This is a genomic window from Azospirillum sp. TSH100 (assembly GCF_004923295.1).
Classification (GTDB): Bacteria; Pseudomonadota; Alphaproteobacteria; order Azospirillales; family Azospirillaceae; genus Azospirillum.
On record NZ_CP039634.1, the window covers coordinates 2387531 to 2404373 of the forward strand.

At 65.5% G+C, this 16843-nt stretch carries 16 protein-coding genes; 9 read left to right on the top strand and 7 right to left on the bottom strand.

Features of this window, described 5'->3' with window-relative positions:
- The first annotated feature begins 227 nt into the window (after window positions 1-227).
- Together rnd and E6C72_RS11325 are read left to right on the top strand one after the other, a co-directional pair.
- Window positions 228-1418 (top strand): ribonuclease D, encoded by a 1191-nt coding sequence (gene rnd, locus E6C72_RS11320; RefSeq protein WP_109085626.1) that lies wholly within the window; start codon window positions 228-230, stop codon window positions 1416-1418.
- A gap of 285 nt (window positions 1419-1703) precedes the next feature.
- Entirely contained in the window at window positions 1704-2990 is a 1287-nt protein-coding gene (locus tag E6C72_RS11325; protein ID WP_109085585.1) for a hypothetical protein, read from the top strand.
- 3 nt (window positions 2991-2993) lie between these two features.
- Here the strand turns inward: E6C72_RS11325 and E6C72_RS11330 are convergent, their stop codons facing one another.
- Complete coding sequence (locus E6C72_RS11330) at window positions 2994-3755, bottom strand: SDR family oxidoreductase (RefSeq protein ID WP_109085586.1); 762 nt, start codon at window positions 3753-3755, stop codon at window positions 2994-2996.
- Between the two features lie 142 nt (window positions 3756-3897).
- Between E6C72_RS11330 and E6C72_RS11335 the strand changes: the two genes are divergently transcribed.
- A complete protein-coding gene (locus tag E6C72_RS11335; protein WP_109085627.1) occupies window positions 3898-4764 on the top strand; it encodes a YicC/YloC family endoribonuclease in 867 nt (288 codons plus the stop codon).
- Window positions 4765-4803: 39 nt separating this feature from the next.
- A complete protein-coding gene (gene gmk, locus E6C72_RS11340; protein ID WP_109085628.1) occupies window positions 4804-5451 on the top strand; it encodes a guanylate kinase in 648 nt (215 codons plus the stop codon).
- A gap of 15 nt (window positions 5452-5466) precedes the next feature.
- Here gmk and E6C72_RS11345 read toward each other — a convergent pair whose 3' ends face one another.
- Window positions 5467-6198, bottom strand: a complete 732-nt coding sequence (locus E6C72_RS11345; protein WP_109085587.1) for a DUF6065 family protein — start codon at window positions 6196-6198, stop codon at window positions 5467-5469.
- A 234-nt stretch (window positions 6199-6432) separates the two neighbouring features.
- Here E6C72_RS11345 and E6C72_RS11350 point away from each other — a divergent pair, with 234 nt between their 5' ends.
- The 3 genes from E6C72_RS11350 (at window position 6433) to E6C72_RS11360 (ending at window position 9780) form a co-directional block, all read left to right on the top strand.
- On the top strand, window positions 6433-8121 hold the full coding sequence (locus tag E6C72_RS11350; protein WP_158280155.1) for a methyl-accepting chemotaxis protein: 1689 nt from the start codon (window positions 6433-6435) through the stop codon (window positions 8119-8121).
- A 93-nt stretch (window positions 8122-8214) separates the two neighbouring features.
- Complete coding sequence (locus E6C72_RS11355; protein ID WP_109085589.1) at window positions 8215-9342, top strand: PLP-dependent cysteine synthase family protein; 1128 nt, start codon at window positions 8215-8217, stop codon at window positions 9340-9342.
- Between the two features lie 18 nt (window positions 9343-9360).
- Window positions 9361-9780, top strand: a complete 420-nt coding sequence (locus E6C72_RS11360) for a winged helix-turn-helix domain-containing protein (protein ID WP_109085590.1) — start codon at window positions 9361-9363, stop codon at window positions 9778-9780.
- A gap of 70 nt (window positions 9781-9850) precedes the next feature.
- Here E6C72_RS11360 and E6C72_RS11365 read toward each other — a convergent pair whose 3' ends face one another.
- The gene (locus E6C72_RS11365) at window positions 9851-10093 is read right to left on the bottom strand and encodes an Lrp/AsnC ligand binding domain-containing protein (RefSeq protein ID WP_042694936.1); all 243 of its coding nucleotides are present in this window, start codon (window positions 10091-10093) and stop codon (window positions 9851-9853) included.
- Between the two features lie 4 nt (window positions 10094-10097).
- On the bottom strand, window positions 10098-11660 hold the full coding sequence (locus E6C72_RS11370; RefSeq protein WP_109085591.1) for a DEAD/DEAH box helicase: 1563 nt from the start codon (window positions 11658-11660) through the stop codon (window positions 10098-10100).
- A gap of 257 nt (window positions 11661-11917) precedes the next feature.
- On the opposite strand from E6C72_RS11370, the gene E6C72_RS11375 reads away from it, so the two are divergent.
- Both E6C72_RS11375 and E6C72_RS11380 read left to right on the top strand, forming a co-directional pair.
- The gene (locus E6C72_RS11375) at window positions 11918-12463 is read left to right on the top strand and encodes a hydrolase (RefSeq protein WP_109085592.1); all 546 of its coding nucleotides are present in this window, start codon (window positions 11918-11920) and stop codon (window positions 12461-12463) included.
- 16 nt (window positions 12464-12479) lie between these two features.
- Window positions 12480-13196: an alpha/beta fold hydrolase gene (locus E6C72_RS11380; protein WP_109085593.1), complete on the top strand. Its 717-nt coding sequence runs from the start codon at window positions 12480-12482 to the stop codon at window positions 13194-13196.
- Between the two features lie 6 nt (window positions 13197-13202).
- Here E6C72_RS11380 and E6C72_RS11385 read toward each other — a convergent pair whose 3' ends face one another.
- From E6C72_RS11385 to parE, 3 genes are all read right to left on the bottom strand, one after another.
- A complete protein-coding gene (locus tag E6C72_RS11385; RefSeq protein ID WP_109085594.1) occupies window positions 13203-13757 on the bottom strand; it encodes a hypothetical protein in 555 nt (184 codons plus the stop codon).
- Window positions 13758-13859: 102 nt separating this feature from the next.
- Entirely contained in the window at window positions 13860-14666 is an 807-nt protein-coding gene (locus tag E6C72_RS11390; RefSeq protein WP_247875673.1) for a hypothetical protein, read from the bottom strand.
- Window positions 14667-14817: 151 nt separating this feature from the next.
- Window positions 14818-16806 carry a DNA topoisomerase IV subunit B gene (gene parE, locus E6C72_RS11395; RefSeq protein WP_109085595.1) on the bottom strand — a complete coding sequence of 663 codons (1989 nt, stop codon included), beginning with the start codon at window positions 16804-16806 and terminating at the stop codon, window positions 14818-14820.
- Window positions 16807-16843 lie beyond the last annotated feature (37 nt).

Below are 16843 nucleotides of genomic sequence, written 5' to 3' on the forward strand. Positions count from 1 at the left end.
GGATTGAACATTTGGAACGCCATGAAACATCCGGCGCCACCCTGTTCACCTGTTCCATCCGCCGCATACCGGCCATCTTGCGGGAGTTTAACACCGTCGGGAGCGCCGGATAATGCGGACCGGGAAAATCGGGATGCCAGCTCCATCGACCAGCCCAATTTGAACGCGTGTCCGCTCCGCGCGTCGCCGGACTTTCAAGCACCCGTTCGGTCGTGTATGAAGCAACCATGACGCTCATCACGACAACCGACGCCCTTCAGGCCTTCTGTCAGTCGCTGGCAGGGGCCGAGTACATCACGGTCGACACCGAGTTCCTGCGGGAAAAGACCTATTGGCCGCAACTGTGCCTCGTCCAGGTCGGCGGGCCCGACGGCGCGGTCGCCATCGACCCGCTCGCCGAGGGCATCGACCTGGCGCCACTGTTCGCGCTGATGAGCGACCCGTCGGTGCTGAAGGTTTTCCACGCCGCCCGCCAGGACGTGGAGATCTTCTGGCACCTGTCCGGCCAGATCCCGCATCCGCTCTTCGACACCCAGGTCGCGGCGATGGTCTGCGGCTTCGGCGAGAGCGTCGGCTATGAGACGCTGGTCACCAAGCTGGCCGGCGCCCGCATCGACAAGTCCAGCCGCTTCACCGACTGGTCACACCGGCCGCTGACCGAGCGGCAGCTGACCTACGCCCTGTCCGACGTGATCCACCTGCGCCCGGCCTACGAGAAGCTGAAGCGCCGCCTCGCCCGGTCCGGCCGCTCGCACTGGCTGGAGGAGGAGATGGCGATCCTGACCGATCCGGCCACATATCAGGTCGATCCGGAAAGCTCCTACCTGCGGCTGAAGGTGCGGACCAACAAGCCGCGCTTCATGGCGGTCCTGAAGGAGCTGGCGGCTTGGCGCGAGCGCGAGGCCCAGCGCCGGGACCAGCCGCGGTCGCGCATCCTGCGGGACGAGGCTCTGCTGGAAATCGCCGCCCACGCCCCGACCACCGTCGACGACCTTGCCCGCACCCGCGGGCTCGGCCGCGGCTTTGCCGAAGGACGCCAAGGCGCCGACGTGCTGGCCGCGGTGCGGGGCGGGCTCGATCTGCCGGACAGCGCCCTGCCCCGCGTCGAACCGCGCGAAGAACCTCCGCCGGGACTCCAACCGATCGTCGAGTTGCTGCGCGTTCTGCTGAAGATGAAGTGCGACGAAAACAATGTCGCGGCGAAGCTGGTGGCGTCCTCCGCCGAGCTGGAAGCTCTGGCGGCCGATGACGGCGCAGACATTCCGGCGATGCAGGGATGGCGGCGCGAGCTGTTCGGCAATGATGCACTTGCGTTGAAGCACGGAAAGATCGGTCTCGCGGTCATAGACCGCCGCGTCCGCATCGTTCCCGCCGGCGAACCCCGCCCGTCCGCCGACTCCACCGAATCCGAAACTTGACCTTTTCGGATGGCGTCGCTTCGATGACTAGGGTGCCTTTTGCAACAGTCCGGGCGCATGTTGCACCCGGACTTAGCCTTAAGGGCTTTTTAAAGAAAGTTACGGTTAAGATCGGTTAGATTCCGCAGCATCGGATGGATCGAGCGCGCCCGGCCGGTCTGCCAGCCGGAAAAATGCTGCCCGGCCACGGATGCCGGAATGCAGGGTTAAAGGCCGCCGAACAACGAGCGGCCGATCATACGGGTGGTTGGCAGGCGCGACGCTTGTTGTGGGAGTGAGCAAGGTATGAGCAGGTTTGGCGGCAGACCACCCATTGGACGGGACCGTGTCCGGCTTTCCACCACGGAAAAGCAGGCCGCCGTTGCCGCCGCCAAGGACCAGAAGCCGGAATTCGACAACGACAAGCTTTTGAACCTGCTGCGGTCGGCCAAGAACGAACTGCAGGGCATGCGGCTGATCCACATGCACCTGTCGCTTTTGAAGGACCGCGATCCGACCAGCCAGATGATGGTGCGATCCATCATCCAGGAACTGGCCAGCAAAGCCTCCTACCTTCAGTCCTTCAACATCTCCAACGGCGACGTCATCATCCTCTACAAGGGGCTGAAGCTGACCGGCGTTACCGACGTCTGTCAGACGGTGGAGCAGGTCTTCCTGTCGAAGACGACGCTGACGGGGCCGAACCCCTACAAGGAATACTCGCTCTATTCGATCATGGAATTGGCGTTGAACTTCATCAACGTCATCCGTTTCATAGAAGAGTTGCAGGCAAGCGAGACCGGCAGCCACGTCACCGAAACAAAGCCGCCGATCACACTGGAAGAACTCGGCAAGCTCGAACGCTCCATGCAGATGTTCGATCTGTCCCCCTTTCTGTTCAACCAGGGTATCGCCAATATTGGCACTGGCGACGCGGAGATGGAGTATTTCGAACTCTACATCTCCATCAAGCTGCTGCAGGAGCGGCTTTGCCCTGATTACGACATCACCGCCAACAAGTGGCTGTTCAACTACTTCACCGCCAATCTCGACCAGTCGGTTCTGCGGGCCTTGAACCACGGGCTGAGCTTCATGCGCGGGCGGCGGATTGGCATCAACATCAACCTGTCCACCGTGATCTCGACCGGCTTCGTGAAGTTCGACGAGCGGCTGCCGATCGATTTCCGCGGGCAGGTGGTGCTTGAAGTCTCGAAGGGCGACCTGATCGAAAACCTGTCGCTGTTCAACGAGGTGGTGGAGTTCGCGCAGGACCGCCGGTACCAGATCGCGGTCGATGGGCTGAATCCGTTCTGGGTGACGAATTTCGACCTGGAATATCTGAACGCGGATTACGCCAAGATCTTCTGGTCGAACGACATGCTGGAGATGGACCCGTCGTTCGAGAAGTATTTCCGCGACCGCATCGCCGAACAGGACCGCTGCAAGTTCATCCTGGCCCGCTGCGACAGCGTGACCAGTCTCGTCTACGCCCATAAGATGGGGATCAATCTGGTCCAGGGCCGCGCGGTCGACAACATCATGCGCAAGGGCGTCAGCGTCCGCGAGGCCATCGCGCACGCCAAGGTCGATTGAAGGCTAAGGCTTGCGCGGCGCCTGCCGCAGCAGGCCATCGGTCCAGGCTGGAGGAAGCAGGGCCAGCAGCCAGACGGCGGCCATCATCGGCCAGGGGAAGGCGATTCGCGCGGCATTGCGCTCCAGTCCACGGCGGATGACGCGGGCCGCGGCAGGGGTTTCCATCAGAAACGGCATGGGGAAGCGGTTGACCGCCGTCATCCGGCTCTTGACGAAGCCGGGGCAGATCACCGAGACACCGATCCCCTCGCCGGCCAGATCGCCGCGCAACGCCTCGCCATAGACCCGGACCATCGCCTTGCTGGCGCAATAGGCCGGCGCGCCGGGAAGGCCGCGGAAGCCGGCCAGCGAGGCCATGATGGCGATCTGTCCGCGCCGCCGCGCCCGCATTGCCGGAAGCAGCGGATGGATGCTGTTGAGAACGCCGTCGATGTTCACCGCGAGGATGCGGCGGGCCTGTTCCTCCGACTCAAAGCCGTCGCCGGTACCGGCGGACATGCCGGCATTGGCGATCAGCAGATCGACCGGCGTCGCGGCTTCTATCTGCGCGAGCCACTCCGCCATCGCCGCACGGTCGGCCACGTCGATCACCGCCGTCTCGACCCCGGCGCCGGCGGTGCGGCAGCGCTGCGCCACCGCCTCCAGCCTCGCGGAGTCGCGACCGGTCAAAGCGAGCGCCATTCCGGGCGCGGCATAGAGCATGGCCAGAGCCTCGCCGATGCCGCTGGAGGCGCCGGTGATGACGATGGAACACGGTTGTTTCATGAGGGTCCCGCCCTGTCCGTCGACCGCCATATGGCGCCGAAGCTTGTTGTGGGGTGAGGTCGCGTTTATAAGCACGACATCAATCGACACCGATTTTCAAAAGAGGCCGCCTTTGCCAGCCCATCGCCCCGTCATTGCCAGCATGACCGGTTTCGCACGCGTCGACGGGCATGGTGACGGCTATTCCTGGACCTTCGAGGCCAAGAGCGTCAATGGCCGCAGCCTGGATCTGCGTTGCCGCCTGCCGTCCGGCTTCGACAGCGTCGAGGCGGCGGCCCGCGCCGATGTGCCGAAGCGGCTGGCCCGCGGCAATGTCAATCTCACGCTGACCGTGAACCGGGCGCAGGCGGTTTCCCAGCTGCGCATCAACCGCGAGCTTCTGGCCCAGGTGCTGGAAATCGCGCGCGAGATCGAAGGCGCCGGCGCTGCTGCACCGAGGCTGGATTCGCTGCTGGCGGTCCGCGGCATCATCGAGCCGGTGGAAGAGGACGAGACCGAGGCGCGTGAGCGCGTCGAATCGGCGTTGAAGGGTGATCTAGCCAAACTGATCGACCAGCTCGTCGTCAACCGGCTGGCGGAGGGTGCCCGCATCGCCGAGGTGCTGAACGGCCATCTCGACGAGATTGCCCGGCTGGTTGAGGCGGCTTCGGCCTGTGCTTCCACCCAGCCGGAGGCGTTGCGCGAGAAGCTGCGCGCCCAGGTCGCCGCGATCCTCGGTTCCTTCCCTGCCTTGTCGGAAGAGCGGCTGGCCCAGGAGGCGGCGATCCTGATCGGCAAGGCCGATGTCCGCGAAGAGCTGGACCGCCTGCGCGCCCACATCCAGGCGGCGCGCGACATGATGGCGGAGGGCGGGGCGATCGGCCGCCGCTTCGACTTCCTGTGCCAGGAGTTCAACCGCGAGGCCAATACGCTCTGCTCCAAATCCGCGGACGTCGAGTTGACCCGCATCGGCCTGTCGCTGAAAGCCTCGATCGAGCAGCTGCGCGAGCAGGTCCAGAACATCGAATAACGACCGTTACCCAATGACCGGCAATTGCGAGTGACCGCCATGGCTGCGACCAACACCTCCCTGATCCACCGGCGCGGCCTGATGCTGGTGCTGTCCTCCCCGTCGGGCGCCGGCAAGACCACCATCGCCCGCGGACTGCTGGAGCGCGATTCCGGCATCACCATGTCGGTGTCGGTGACCACGCGGGCGATGCGCCCCGGCGAGGTCGAAGGGCTGGATTATTATTTCATCGATCAGCAGCGTTTCGACCGCATGGCGGAGACCGGTGACCTGCTGGAACATGCCCGCGTCTTCGGCAACTGCTATGGCACGCCGCGGGTGGCCGTTGAGGACGCTCTCGGTGCCGGCCGCGACGTGCTGTTCGCCATCGACTGGCAGGGCGCCCAGCAGCTGGCGCAGAACGCCCGCGACGATCTGGTCAGCGTCTTCGTCCTGCCGCCGTCGGTCAGCGAACTGGAACGCCGTCTGCGCGGTCGCGGCCAGGATTCGGAGGAAGTCATCGCCAACCGCATGGCGAAGGCGTCCAACGAGATCAGCCATTGGCCGGAATATGATTACGTCATCGTCAACAGCGACGTCGACGACAGCATCGCAGCGGTCGAGTCGATCCTGCATGCGGAACGGCTGCGCCGTCGCCGTCAGGTCGGCCTTCCCGAGTTCGTGCGCAGCATCCAGGACACGCTGTAACCACTCCCCGGATCGCTATTTGTTCGGAAACGGCTTCGCCCGCACCTTGATTTCGTGGTCGGGCGGGCCGTCTCCACCGTCCGGCTGCTTGCCGCGATAATAGCCCTTCTGCCAGCGTTCCTGTGCCGCTGTGCTGCCGGGCGTCTGAAGATCGCTGTTGAACTGGCTGCGCGAGGTCGCCCAGGCGCGGTACTGCGCCGCCGTCTCCGGATCGCTGTCGAGGTCGCGGATTTCCGGCGTCAGGCTTTCCACCAGTCCGCGCTGGATCGGCATCAGATGGGCGAAGGGCTCCCCCTTCTCCCAGGTCACAGGCCTGCCGGCTGCCGTGAACTTCCAATTCATGGTGAAGGGATAGGGCGACCAGTCGGTCTCGATGATCCCTGACAGACCCATGATGCCGTGCTTGGGGTGGTTCAGCGGGCCGGTTACCATCAGGTTGACACCGGGCGGTGTGCGGAACAGCGCCGCGACATGGAAAGTCAGCACGCCGCTGCCGAAATGGCTTGCCGGCGACAGCGGATGCAACTCATCGGCCGTGACGGTAATGGCCTCCACCCCGGTGCTGCCGTCCCACACCGCCGTGACCCGCACCGGAGAGCAGACCTCCCACCCATGCATGCTGGCAATGTTCAGTGGCAGGCAGCGGTAGCCATACTGCTCCGGCAGCGCATCGATCCAGTCGCGGGTCGGGCGGGCCGGGCGGATATCGGGCATCACACCCGAGAGCGGGTAAGCGATCAGCGTCATGGCGTCGTATACTGGCAGACTTCGCCATCATGCGTAACCCTGGCGCACCAGCGGTCACAACCGTTCAAGCCGCCATTGGGATTACCCCTGCCCCATACGTTAAGCATTGCGTCAACGATCAATACTCCAGTATGACAGGCGCGCTACATTAGCGTCGGTTTAATTAGAGGGCTGTAACATCCGGTGCCGTCAGGTACCGGAAACGGCTTCGTACGCATGGGATGGAACTGGGCAATGATCGGCAAACTTCAGAGCATCAAGGCAAAGCTCCTGATTCTTCAGGGGCTGTTCCTCGCCACCATCCTGGTGGCCGGCATCTGGTCCGCGACGTCGAAGCGCGAGACCATGGTTGAGGGATATCGCCACTCCATCGAGGCCGTGGTGCAGACGTCGCTGTCGATCATGAAGTCCTATGACACCCGGGCCGCCAAAGGTGAATTCAGCCGGCAGGAGGCGCAGGAGAGAGCCAAGGGTGCGTTGCGCGCCCTGCGCTTCTTCGGAAACGAGTATATGTTCGGCTACGAGTTCGACGGCACCAACGTTTTTCACGGTGTGCGCCCGGACCTGGAAGGCACGCGCAAGCTTGCCGATTTCAAGGACAGCAACGGCGTGCTGGTGATCCGCGGCCTGATCGAGTCGGCGCGCAGCGGCGACGGCACCCTGATCTACAACTTCCCCAAGGCCGGCGGGACCGAACCCTTTCCCAAGCTGGCCTATGCCGCGATCTACGAGCCGTGGGGTTGGATGATCGGGACCGGTGTCTACATCGACGATGTCGATGCCGCCTTCCGCCGCACGCTGATCGAAACGTTGGTCGTGACGCTGGTCGCGGCCCTGCTGCTGGGGCTGTTCGGCTTCCGTCTGGTGTCGCGAATCGGCAAGGGGCTGGACGGCATCGCCACCGCCACCGACCGAATCGCCAAAGGCGACCTGGCCGCCCAGGTCGCCGGCACCGACCGCGCCGACGAGGTCGGGGCGCTGGCGCGCTCGGTCGAAACCCTGCGCCTCAGCGCCATCGAGGCCGAGGATCTGCGCCGCCGCCATGCCGCTCTGGAACGGGAAGCCGAGGAGACCCGCCGAGCCACCATGAGGCGGCTGGCCGACGAGTTCGAGAACTCGGTCGGCGCGCTGGTCCAGTCGGTCGCCGAGTCGGCCGGACAGCTGACCCAGACCTCCGGCGCCATGAGCAGCGGGGCGGAGCAGACCACCCGCCTGATGAACGGAGCCGCCCACGCCGCCGAGACGACCTCCGGCAATGTCCAGGCGGTGGCCGGGGCGACCGAGGAACTGGCCGCCTCGATCCGGGAGATCGCCCAGCAGATCGCCGAGTCGACGACCGGCTCCGCCCGCGCGGTTGAGGATGTCCGCCGTACCTACGCCCTGATCGAACAGCTGGACAGCGTCGCCCGCCGCACGGTGGAGGTGGTCGACCTGATCCGCTCGATCGCCGAGCAGACCAACCTGCTGGCGCTGAACGCCACCATCGAGGCCGCGCGCGCCGGTGAGGCCGGCAAGGGATTCGCCGTGGTCGCCAGCGAGGTGAAGAACCTCGCCAACCAGACGGCAAAGGCGACCGACGACGTGCAGGCGCAGATCGCGGCGATGACCGATGCGACTTCTTCCGTTGTCGAGGCGATGCGCGGGGTCGGCGGCGCCATCGAAACGGTGAACAGCGTCGCCTCCAGCATCTCCGCCGCCATCGAGGAGCAGGGGGCGGCAACCCGCGACATCAGCCAGAATGTCAACGAGGCGGCGCAGGGCGTCAGCTCGGTGTCCGACAGCCTGAATTTGGTGTGCAGCCACGCCACCGCCACCGGTCAGGCCTCCGCCGAGGTGGCCGCCGCGGCCCGCGCGGTGGGCCAGCGGGCCGACCGCATGCTGAGCGAGGTGTCGGCCTTCGTCGCCCGCATCCGCCAGGGCTGACCATCAGCCGCGGTGGGGAGGAGAATTCTACCGGATGCATTCGGTAAAATTCCGCGCTATGGATGGGGCCAGCGAACTGTCGGACAGGACCCCATGACCGCCCCCTCCCCCACCGCCAACACCCTCACCGCTACCCGCCGGGGCTGGCTCGACGAGGCTCTGCGCCGGATCGAGGCGGACGTGAACCGATCCGCCGACACCCACCTGCTGCGGCTGCCGATCGCGGCGGCATCGGGAATCACGCTGTACCTGAAGGATGAATCGACCCACCCCACCGGTAGCCTGAAGCACCGGCTGGCGCGGTCGCTGTTCCTCTATGCCATCTGCAATGGCTGGGTGCGCGAGGGCACGACGGTGATCGAAGCGTCGTCGGGCTCCACCGCGGTGTCTGAGGCCTATTTCGCCCAGCTGCTGGAGCTGCCCTTCGTCGCCGTGGTACCGCGCAACACCTCGCCGGCCAAGATCGCGCAGATCGAGTTCTATGGCGGCCGTTGCCATATGGTGGAACGCGCGTCGGAAGTCTGCGCCGAGGCGCAGCAGCTGGCCCGCGACTGCGACGGTCATTTCATGGACCAGTTCACCTATGCCGAGCGCGCCACCGACTGGCGCGGCAACAACAACATCGCCCAGTCGATCTTCGAGCAGCTGGCGCAGGAACCGCATCCGGTGCCGGACTGGATCGTCTGCGGCGCCGGCACCGGCGGCACCTCGGCCACCTTCGGGCGCTATGTCCGCTATCGCCGTCTGCCGACGCGGGTGTGCGTGGCCGATCCCGAGCATTCGGCCTTCTTCACCGGTTTCCGTGACAATGATCCGAAGGCCAGCGTCGGCCGCGGGTCCAACATCGAGGGAATCGGACGGCCGACGGTGGAGCCGTCCTTCCAGCCGACGGTGATCGACCGGATGATCCGCGTGCCTGACGCCGCCAGCGTCGCCGCCATCTGGGTGCTGCGCGAGCGGCTGGGCCGCGCCTGCGGTGGTTCGACCGGCACCAATCTGGTGGGCGCCATCGAACTGATCGCCGGCATGATGCGCGAGGGGCGTCGGGGCAGTGTCGCCACGCTGATCTGCGATCCCGGCGACCGCTATATGGGAACCTACTTCAACCGCGACTGGCTGGCGTCGAACGGGATGGACATTGACCCGTGGTGTGAACGGATCGACGGCTTCTTCCGCACCGGCGCCTGGAGCGGCGACGGGCTGGAATCGGCCGAACGCTGAGCCGGGGAGGCCGCGGCCATGACCCGCATGCGGATCCGCATCGATTTTGAAAGCGGCGGTTCGATCGGGCCGGGCAAGATCGCTCTGCTGGAGCGGATTCGCGACACCGGCTCCATCTCCGCCGCCGGGCGGGCGCTGGGCATGTCCTACCGGCGGGCGTGGCTGCTGGTGGACGACCTGAACCGCATCTTCCGCGAGCCGGTGGTGAGTGCGGCGGTCGGCGGCAAGCATGGCGGCGGCACGGTGCTGACCGCCTTCGGCGAACAGGTCATCGACCATTACCGCGCGGTCGAACGCGAGGCCCATGTGGCGACCGCCCACCGGCTTTCCGCGCTGATGGCGGGGACGAACCCCGACTATGGCGCGAACAAACAGGTCGACGACGGGAGTTTCGCCAACGACCCGACGGTGGGGCCGGGCTGCGGACCGGAAAGATAACCGGGGCACGCGACAAAGAAAAAGGCCGGGCAAATCGCCCGGCCTTTTCATTCCCGCACAGCCAGCGTGGTTATGCGAATGCCTTATACGCGATCAGCGTGAAGGTGTCGCGCACACCTGCAAGCGTCTGCACATGCTCCGTCACGAAGCGACCGATGTCGTCGTCCTGCTTCAGGTAGCACTTCATCAACAGGTCGTATTGGCCGGAGATGGAATGCACCTCCGACACCTGTTCGATGAGCTGCACAGCCTGATCGGCGACCTCATAGGCACGTCCGAGATCGCATTTGACCATGACGAAGATGGTCTGCACGGGCTCAGCCCTCCTGCGACGGGTCGGTCAAGGTCTCGGTGGACGGACGCGGACGGGCCGAGCGCAGCATGAAGGCCGGCATATGATCGCCGAAACCGATCACCTGCACGTCATCGTCATCGTCGTCACGGCGTCGACGGCGGTCGCCACGGTCACGATCACGACGCGGCTCGCTGTTGCGACGGGACTCGGCGGCGGCCAGCGATTCGCGGGGCTGGCGCTCCTCACGCACCGGACGCTCATCGCGCACGGGACGCTCGTCACGGGCAGGACGGTCAGCGGCGCGCTCTTCGCGGGGCGTTGCCTCCTCGCGCGGTGCGCGCTCCTCACGGCCGCCACGGGGCGGACGGGACTCCGAACGGCTGTCCGACTTGGCTCCGCGACCACCACGGCCGCGGCCACGCCCACGGGAGCTGCTGCTGTCTTCCTCGCCGAACTCGGCCGTCTCCAGGCCGTCGATGGCGATCATGGGAATCTCCCGCTTGATGAGGCGCGTGATTGCACCGACCAGTTTCGTGTCGTCCGGCGTCGCCAGCATGAAGGCCCGGCCCTGCTTGCCGGCGCGACCGGTGCGGCCGATCCGGTGGACATAGTCATCTGGGGTCAGCGGCACGTCGAAATTGAAGACGTGGCTCAGGCCCTGGACATCGATTCCGCGGGCGGCGACGTCGGAGCAGACCAGCAGCGTGATCTCACCCTGCTTGAACCGCTCCAGCGTCTCGGTGCGCTTGGACTGCACCATGTCGCCATGCAGCGCGCCGACATTGAAGCCGTGGCGTTCAAGAGACTTCTGCAGTACGGCGATGTCGCGCTTGCGGTTGCAGAAGATGAAGGCGTTCTTCACGTCCTCGGTCTGCAGCAGATGGCGCAGAGCCTTCCGCTTGTCCATCTCGTGGACCAGCGCCAGCGCCTGAGTCACCGTCTCGGCCGGCGAGGCCGGCGGCGCCACGGTGATTTCCAGCGGTTCGGTCAGGAAGGCGTCGGCCAGACGGCGGATTTCCGGCGGCATGGTCGCCGAGAAGAACAGCGTCTGGCGGGTCTTCGGCAGTTTGCTGACGATGCGCTCGATATCGGGGATGAAGCCCATGTCGAGCATGCGGTCGGCCTCGTCGATGACGAAGACCTTGATGTCGTTCAGCATGATGTTGCCGCGCTCGAACAGGTCGATGAGACGACCCGGAGTCGCGATCAGCACATCCACGCCGCGGTCGAGCTTCTTCACCTGTTCGGTGAAGGTCTCGCCGCCGATCAGCAGCGCCATGCTGAGCTTGTGGTACTTGCCGTAGGTCTCGAAGCTTTCCGCCACCTGGGCGGCCAGCTCGCGCGTCGGCTCCAGGATCAGCGACCGCGGCATGCGCGCACGGGCACGGCCCGACGCCAGGATGCTGATCATGGGCAAGGTGAAGCTCGCCGTCTTGCCGGTGCCCGTCTGCGCGCAGCCCAGCACGTCGCGGCGTTGCAGGACACAGGGAATTGCCTGTTCCTGAATGGGCGTCGGTTGGGTGTAACCCTTGTCCTCGATGGCGCGCAGGACGTCAGGGCCAAGCCCAAGTTCCGAAAAAAGCATCCAACCTGTTTCTGTTCTGGAGTGCGCAAATCGGGCGTTCAACACCCGATGCCTGGATGAGGCCGAAGAATAGGAAGTCAAAGCTGCATGTCAATAGATCCGATGTTCCAAACCCGAAAATTGGCGCGAAAACACGCCGCGTTGGCGAAATCCGCGCCCTGCGCTAGGCTGTCGTCCGGCAATACCGCGAGTCGCGGCGCTTGCCGACGCCCTGAAACCGGGCGGTCCGCTTCAAATGGAACGGTCGAGAGCATTTGATGATTCTTCGTGCCCAGGAATCGGTGCTGGTGGTGGTGGATGTGCAGGAACGGCTGCTGCCGGCCATCCACGACTCCGAGCGCGTCGTCCGCAACACCGGAATGCTGCTGAAAGGGGCCGCTGCCCTGTCGGTGCCGGTGCTGGTGACCGAACAATATCCGCGGGGCCTGGGGCCGACGGTGGAAGCGGTGCGCGCCCATCTGCCGGCAGGCACCCCGGTGATCGAGAAGATCACCTTCGGCTCGACCGGCGAACCGGCCTTCAATGCGGCGATCGAGGACCTGAAGCGCCCGCAGATCGTGCTGTGCGGAACGGAAGCGCACGTCTGCGTGATGCAGACCGCGCTTGGGCTGCGCCAGCAGGGCCATGCGGTCTATCTGGTGGCCGATGCCGTGTCGTCGCGCACACCAGCCAACCGCACCATGGCGCTGGAGCGGATGCGCGCCGCCGGCGTGACCATCGTAACCACCGAAATGGCGCTGTTCGAGTGGATGGAGCGGGCCGGAACGCCCGTCTTCAAGGTCGTCAGCGCGCTGGTGAAGTGAGCGCGGGAGAAACCCCATGTCCTCGATCTCAACCGGCCGTCCGACCCTGATCCTGCTGCCAGGCATGCCGCTGGACGCGGCGCTTTGGGACCATCAGGTCCGGCATCTCGATGAGGTGGCCGACCCGCGGGTGATGGAGCTTGCCGACTGCGACAGCATCGCGGCGATGGCCGACAAGGTGCTGGCCCAGGCACCGGATCGTTTCGCCGTCGCCGGCCTGTCGATGGGCGGATACGTCGCGCTGGAACTGTTGCGAAGGGCACCGGAACGGGTTGAGCGGCTGGCCCTGCTCGACACCAACGCCCGCCCCGACACGGCGGAGGCGACGGCCGCACGGCGGGAAGCGGTGGCACTCGCCCGCCAGGGCCGCTACGGGCAGGTGATCCGCGCCGCCCTGCCCCGGCTGATCCATCCCGACCGGCTCGCCGACGACAGCTTTGTCCGTTCCGTTCTGGCGCAGATGGAGCGGGTCGGCGTCGATGGCTATGCACGGGAGCAGCAGGCGATCATCAACCGGGTGGACAGCCGGCCGGGACTTGCCGCCATCCGCTGTCCGACACTGGTGATCTGCGGACGCCAGGACATCCTGACGCCGCCGGCCCTGCATGAGGAAATGGCGGACGCCCTCCCGGCGGCCCGACTGGTTCTGATCGAGGATTGCGGTCACCTGTCGGCGATGGAGCAGCCACAGGCGGTCACCGCACTGATGCGGGACTGGCTGTTGCGGGGCTGACCTTCATCAGCAATCGGGTTGGTTGCAGAACAGCTCCGACCGTTGACTGGGAAACAGCGAAAAGGTCATGTCGCTGATCAGGCTGCGGAAATCGGGATCGTCCGGCCCCTGTGGCCGGTCGAGCCAGCCTGTGGCGGAGGTCAGTGCGCCACCCGACCGGCAGAACGCTCCCTGCACGACGATGGGACCACTCGGCGGAGAGGTGGGGATCGGCCCGTCGGTGCAGAGGGCCGAGTTGAGCATGTTTTCAGCGACGTTGAAGGCAAGCACGACCTTGTAATCACGCCGCGCCGTGTCGTTTGGCGTGGTGGTGAGGGTGGTCTTCACGCCCAGGACGCGGTTCTGCATAAGGGGCAGAACCTTTTCGGCGAAACGGTCCGGGGGAAGGCCGAACGGATTGCCGTGCAGAACCACGCGAAGGTCGCGGTCGTTGGCCGCATAGGCGACCTCGCTGCGCGTGTAGGCTGGGGTCGGCTCGCTGGCCACCACCCGCTCGTTGGTGCAGGCGGCGAGAGCGGAGGCCCCCAGCAGAAGGGCGGCGAGCAGCGGGAACAGGCGCATGATCGGTTCGTCCGTGGGTGTCGCTTGGCCGGATATGGGGAGCGGTTGCCCGAAGGGCGAGCGTTCTCCCGCACGACTCCATAGCTCCATGCCCCCGATCCGTCACAAATCCTTCAGCCATTTGGCGGCAGCACGGGCAATCAGGTCCGGATAGTCCGAACGCTCCGGGCCGATCAGGGGAAGGTCGAATTCCGCGACGATGCGGGCGACCGTCTCTTCCGTCAACTCCAGTCCCAGCGCGCGGGCGCGTCTGGCGATGGCGAGTTCCTGCCCCCAGACATAGACCCGGGCGGCACGGGTGTTGCGCGCCATGATCCGCGACTGCGCCATCCGTTCATCGCCGTTGATCGGTAGCCAGATGTCGGTCATCAGCGTGTCGGCCGGCTCGTCGCCGCAGTAGGCCAAAGCATCGCCGTTGACGATGTCAATCTTCGCCACGATCTCGGCGGGAAGCTGGTCGAACAGGCCGATGCGGCGGTTCACCTCGATGACATCCGGGTCGAGTTCGAGCAGCGTGACCTTCGTCACCTCCGGCCGCAACGCCGCATTCACAGTCGCCCATCCCATGCCCATGCCCATCACCACCGTATGGCCGGTGGCGGCGCGCACACCGATCTCCTGGCTTTCTATCTCCATGGGCGTCATCGACATCCAGCAACGATACTCGCCGTCCGCCTCGCGCCGGAGCAGGGCCGCGGTGTCCGTCGTCATCAGCGCCGGGCTCCAGTAGCCCGCACTCACCAGGAGCGGCGCCATTCTCAAGCGCCAGCGCCCGACCTCGCAGGACTGATAGCGCGGAACGAACAGATCGGTGACGAAAGGGGTGAGCGACGACAGTGCCTGGGCGACGAGTTCAGGCGGGACGGCATCGGCCGGAATCTCGGAACCGGAAAAAGCCAGGGGATGCATGCGCCTCCTGCGGGTCGGGGCTGGTATCCGCGAGACGGTCTCCCGGAACGACAGCGATCGGGATGATAGCCCGGGAAACGCACCCCCCAAAACAGAGAAATGGGTGTTGGTTTTTCTACCTTCCGATCGGATTTGATTGCCATCCGGCAGATTACACGTCGATGTCGTCGGCCTTCACGAACTTTGCGTTGTCCTGGATGAACTTGAAGCGCAGCTCCGGCCGCTTGCCCATCAGATCCTCCACCAGCGACCGCGTGCGCTCGCACTCCGGCTTTTCCTCCGGATCGGCGGCATTGGGCACGACCACGCGCAGCAGCGAGCGCTTGGACGGGTCCATCGTCGTGTCGCGCAGCTGGGCCGGCATCATCTCGCCCAGGCCCTTGAAGCGGCTGATGTCGGGCTTCTTGCCCTTGAACATCTTCGACAGCAACTCGTCCTTGTGGGCGTCGTCGCGGGCGTAGACCTGCTTGTTGCCATGGCTGAGGCGGTAGAGCGGCGGCAGGGCGAGGTACAGGTGCCCCTCCTGGATCAGGCCGGGCATCTCGCGGTAGAAGAAGGTCATCAGCAGCGAGGCGATGTGGGCACCGTCGACATCGGCGTCGGTCATGATGATGACCCGCTCGTAGCGCAGCTTGTCGGTCGAGAAGTCCTTGCCAACACCGCAGCCCAGAGCCTGGACCAGATCGTTCAGCTCCTGGTTGGCCTTCATCTTGTCGACCGACGCGCTGGCGACGTTCAGGATCTTGCCGCGCAACGGCAGAATTGCCTGGGTCTCGCGCTGGCGCGCCTGCTTGGCGGAGCCGCCTGCCGAATCGCCCTCCACCAGGAACAGCTCGGTACCTTCCGGGGAGTTGCGCGAGCAGTCGGCCAGCTTGCCGGGCAGGCGCAGGCGGCGGGTGGCCGACTTGCGCGTCATCTCCTTAGACTGCTTGCGGCGCGCCCGCTCCTCCGCCTTTTCGATAAGGCGTTCGAGCAGACCGTTGGCGCTCTGCGGGTCGCCCGACAGCCAATGGTCGAAATGGTCCTTCACCGCGGTCTCGACGAGGCGCTGTGCCTCCGCCGTCACCAGCTTTTCCTTGGTCTGGCCCTGGAAATGCGGTTCGCGGATGAAGACCGACAGCAGGACGCAGGCGTCGCCCATCACGTCGTCGGCGGTGACCTGACCGGCGCGCTTGTTGCTGGTCAGCTCGCCATAGGCCTTCAGGCCGCGGGTCAGCGCGGTGCGCAGGCCGGCCTCGTGCGTGCCGCCCTGCGGGGTCGGCACGGTGTTGCAGTAGGTGTGCGAGAAGCCCTCGTCATCGTCGGGCCAAGCCACCGCCCATTCCACCCGGCCCTGGCCGTTGGGGAAGTCGAGCGCGCCGGCGAAGGGCGACGGCGTCAGCGTCTTGCGCTCCTTCAGCGCGGCGTTCAGATAGTCCTGGAGCCCGCCGGGGAAGTGCAGGGTCTCCGAGGCCGGCGTGGTGGCGTCGACCGACAGCAGCGATGGATCGCAGCTCCAGCGGATTTCGACGCCGCGGTAAAGATAGGCCTTGGAGCGCGCCAACCTGTAGAGCCGGTGCGGCTCGAAATGAGCGGTCTCGCCGAAGATTTCCGGATCGGCGTGGAAGCGGATGGTGGTGCCGCGCCGGTTGACATTGCCGCGATGGGCAAGCGGCCCCTGCGGCAGGCCACGGCTGTACTCCTGCACATAGAGCTGCTTTTCGCGGGCGATCTCCACGGTCAGCCGGTCCGACAAGGCGTTCACCACCGACAGGCCGACGCCGTGCAGGCCGCCCGAGGTCTGGTAGACCTTGTTGGAGAACTTACCGCCGGAGTGCAGCGTGGTCATGATGACCTCCAGCGCCGACTTGCCCGGATATTTCGGGTGGTCGTCGATGGGAATGCCGCGACCATTGTCGCGCACCATCACCGTATAGTCGGCGGCCAGCTCCAGATCGATTCGGCTGGCATGGCCGGCCACCGCCTCGTCCATGGCGTTGTCCAGCACCTCGGCCACCAGATGGTGCAGTGCACGGTCGTCGGTGCCGCCGATATACATGCCCGGTCGACGCCGGACAGGCTCCAGCCCCTCCAGAACCTCGATGTCCTGGGCGGAATAGCTGTCGGCCTTGGGGGCCGTGTTCTCGAAAAGATCGCTCATGACGGGATGATAGGAATTTCGTCAGGGGTGCGCAAGC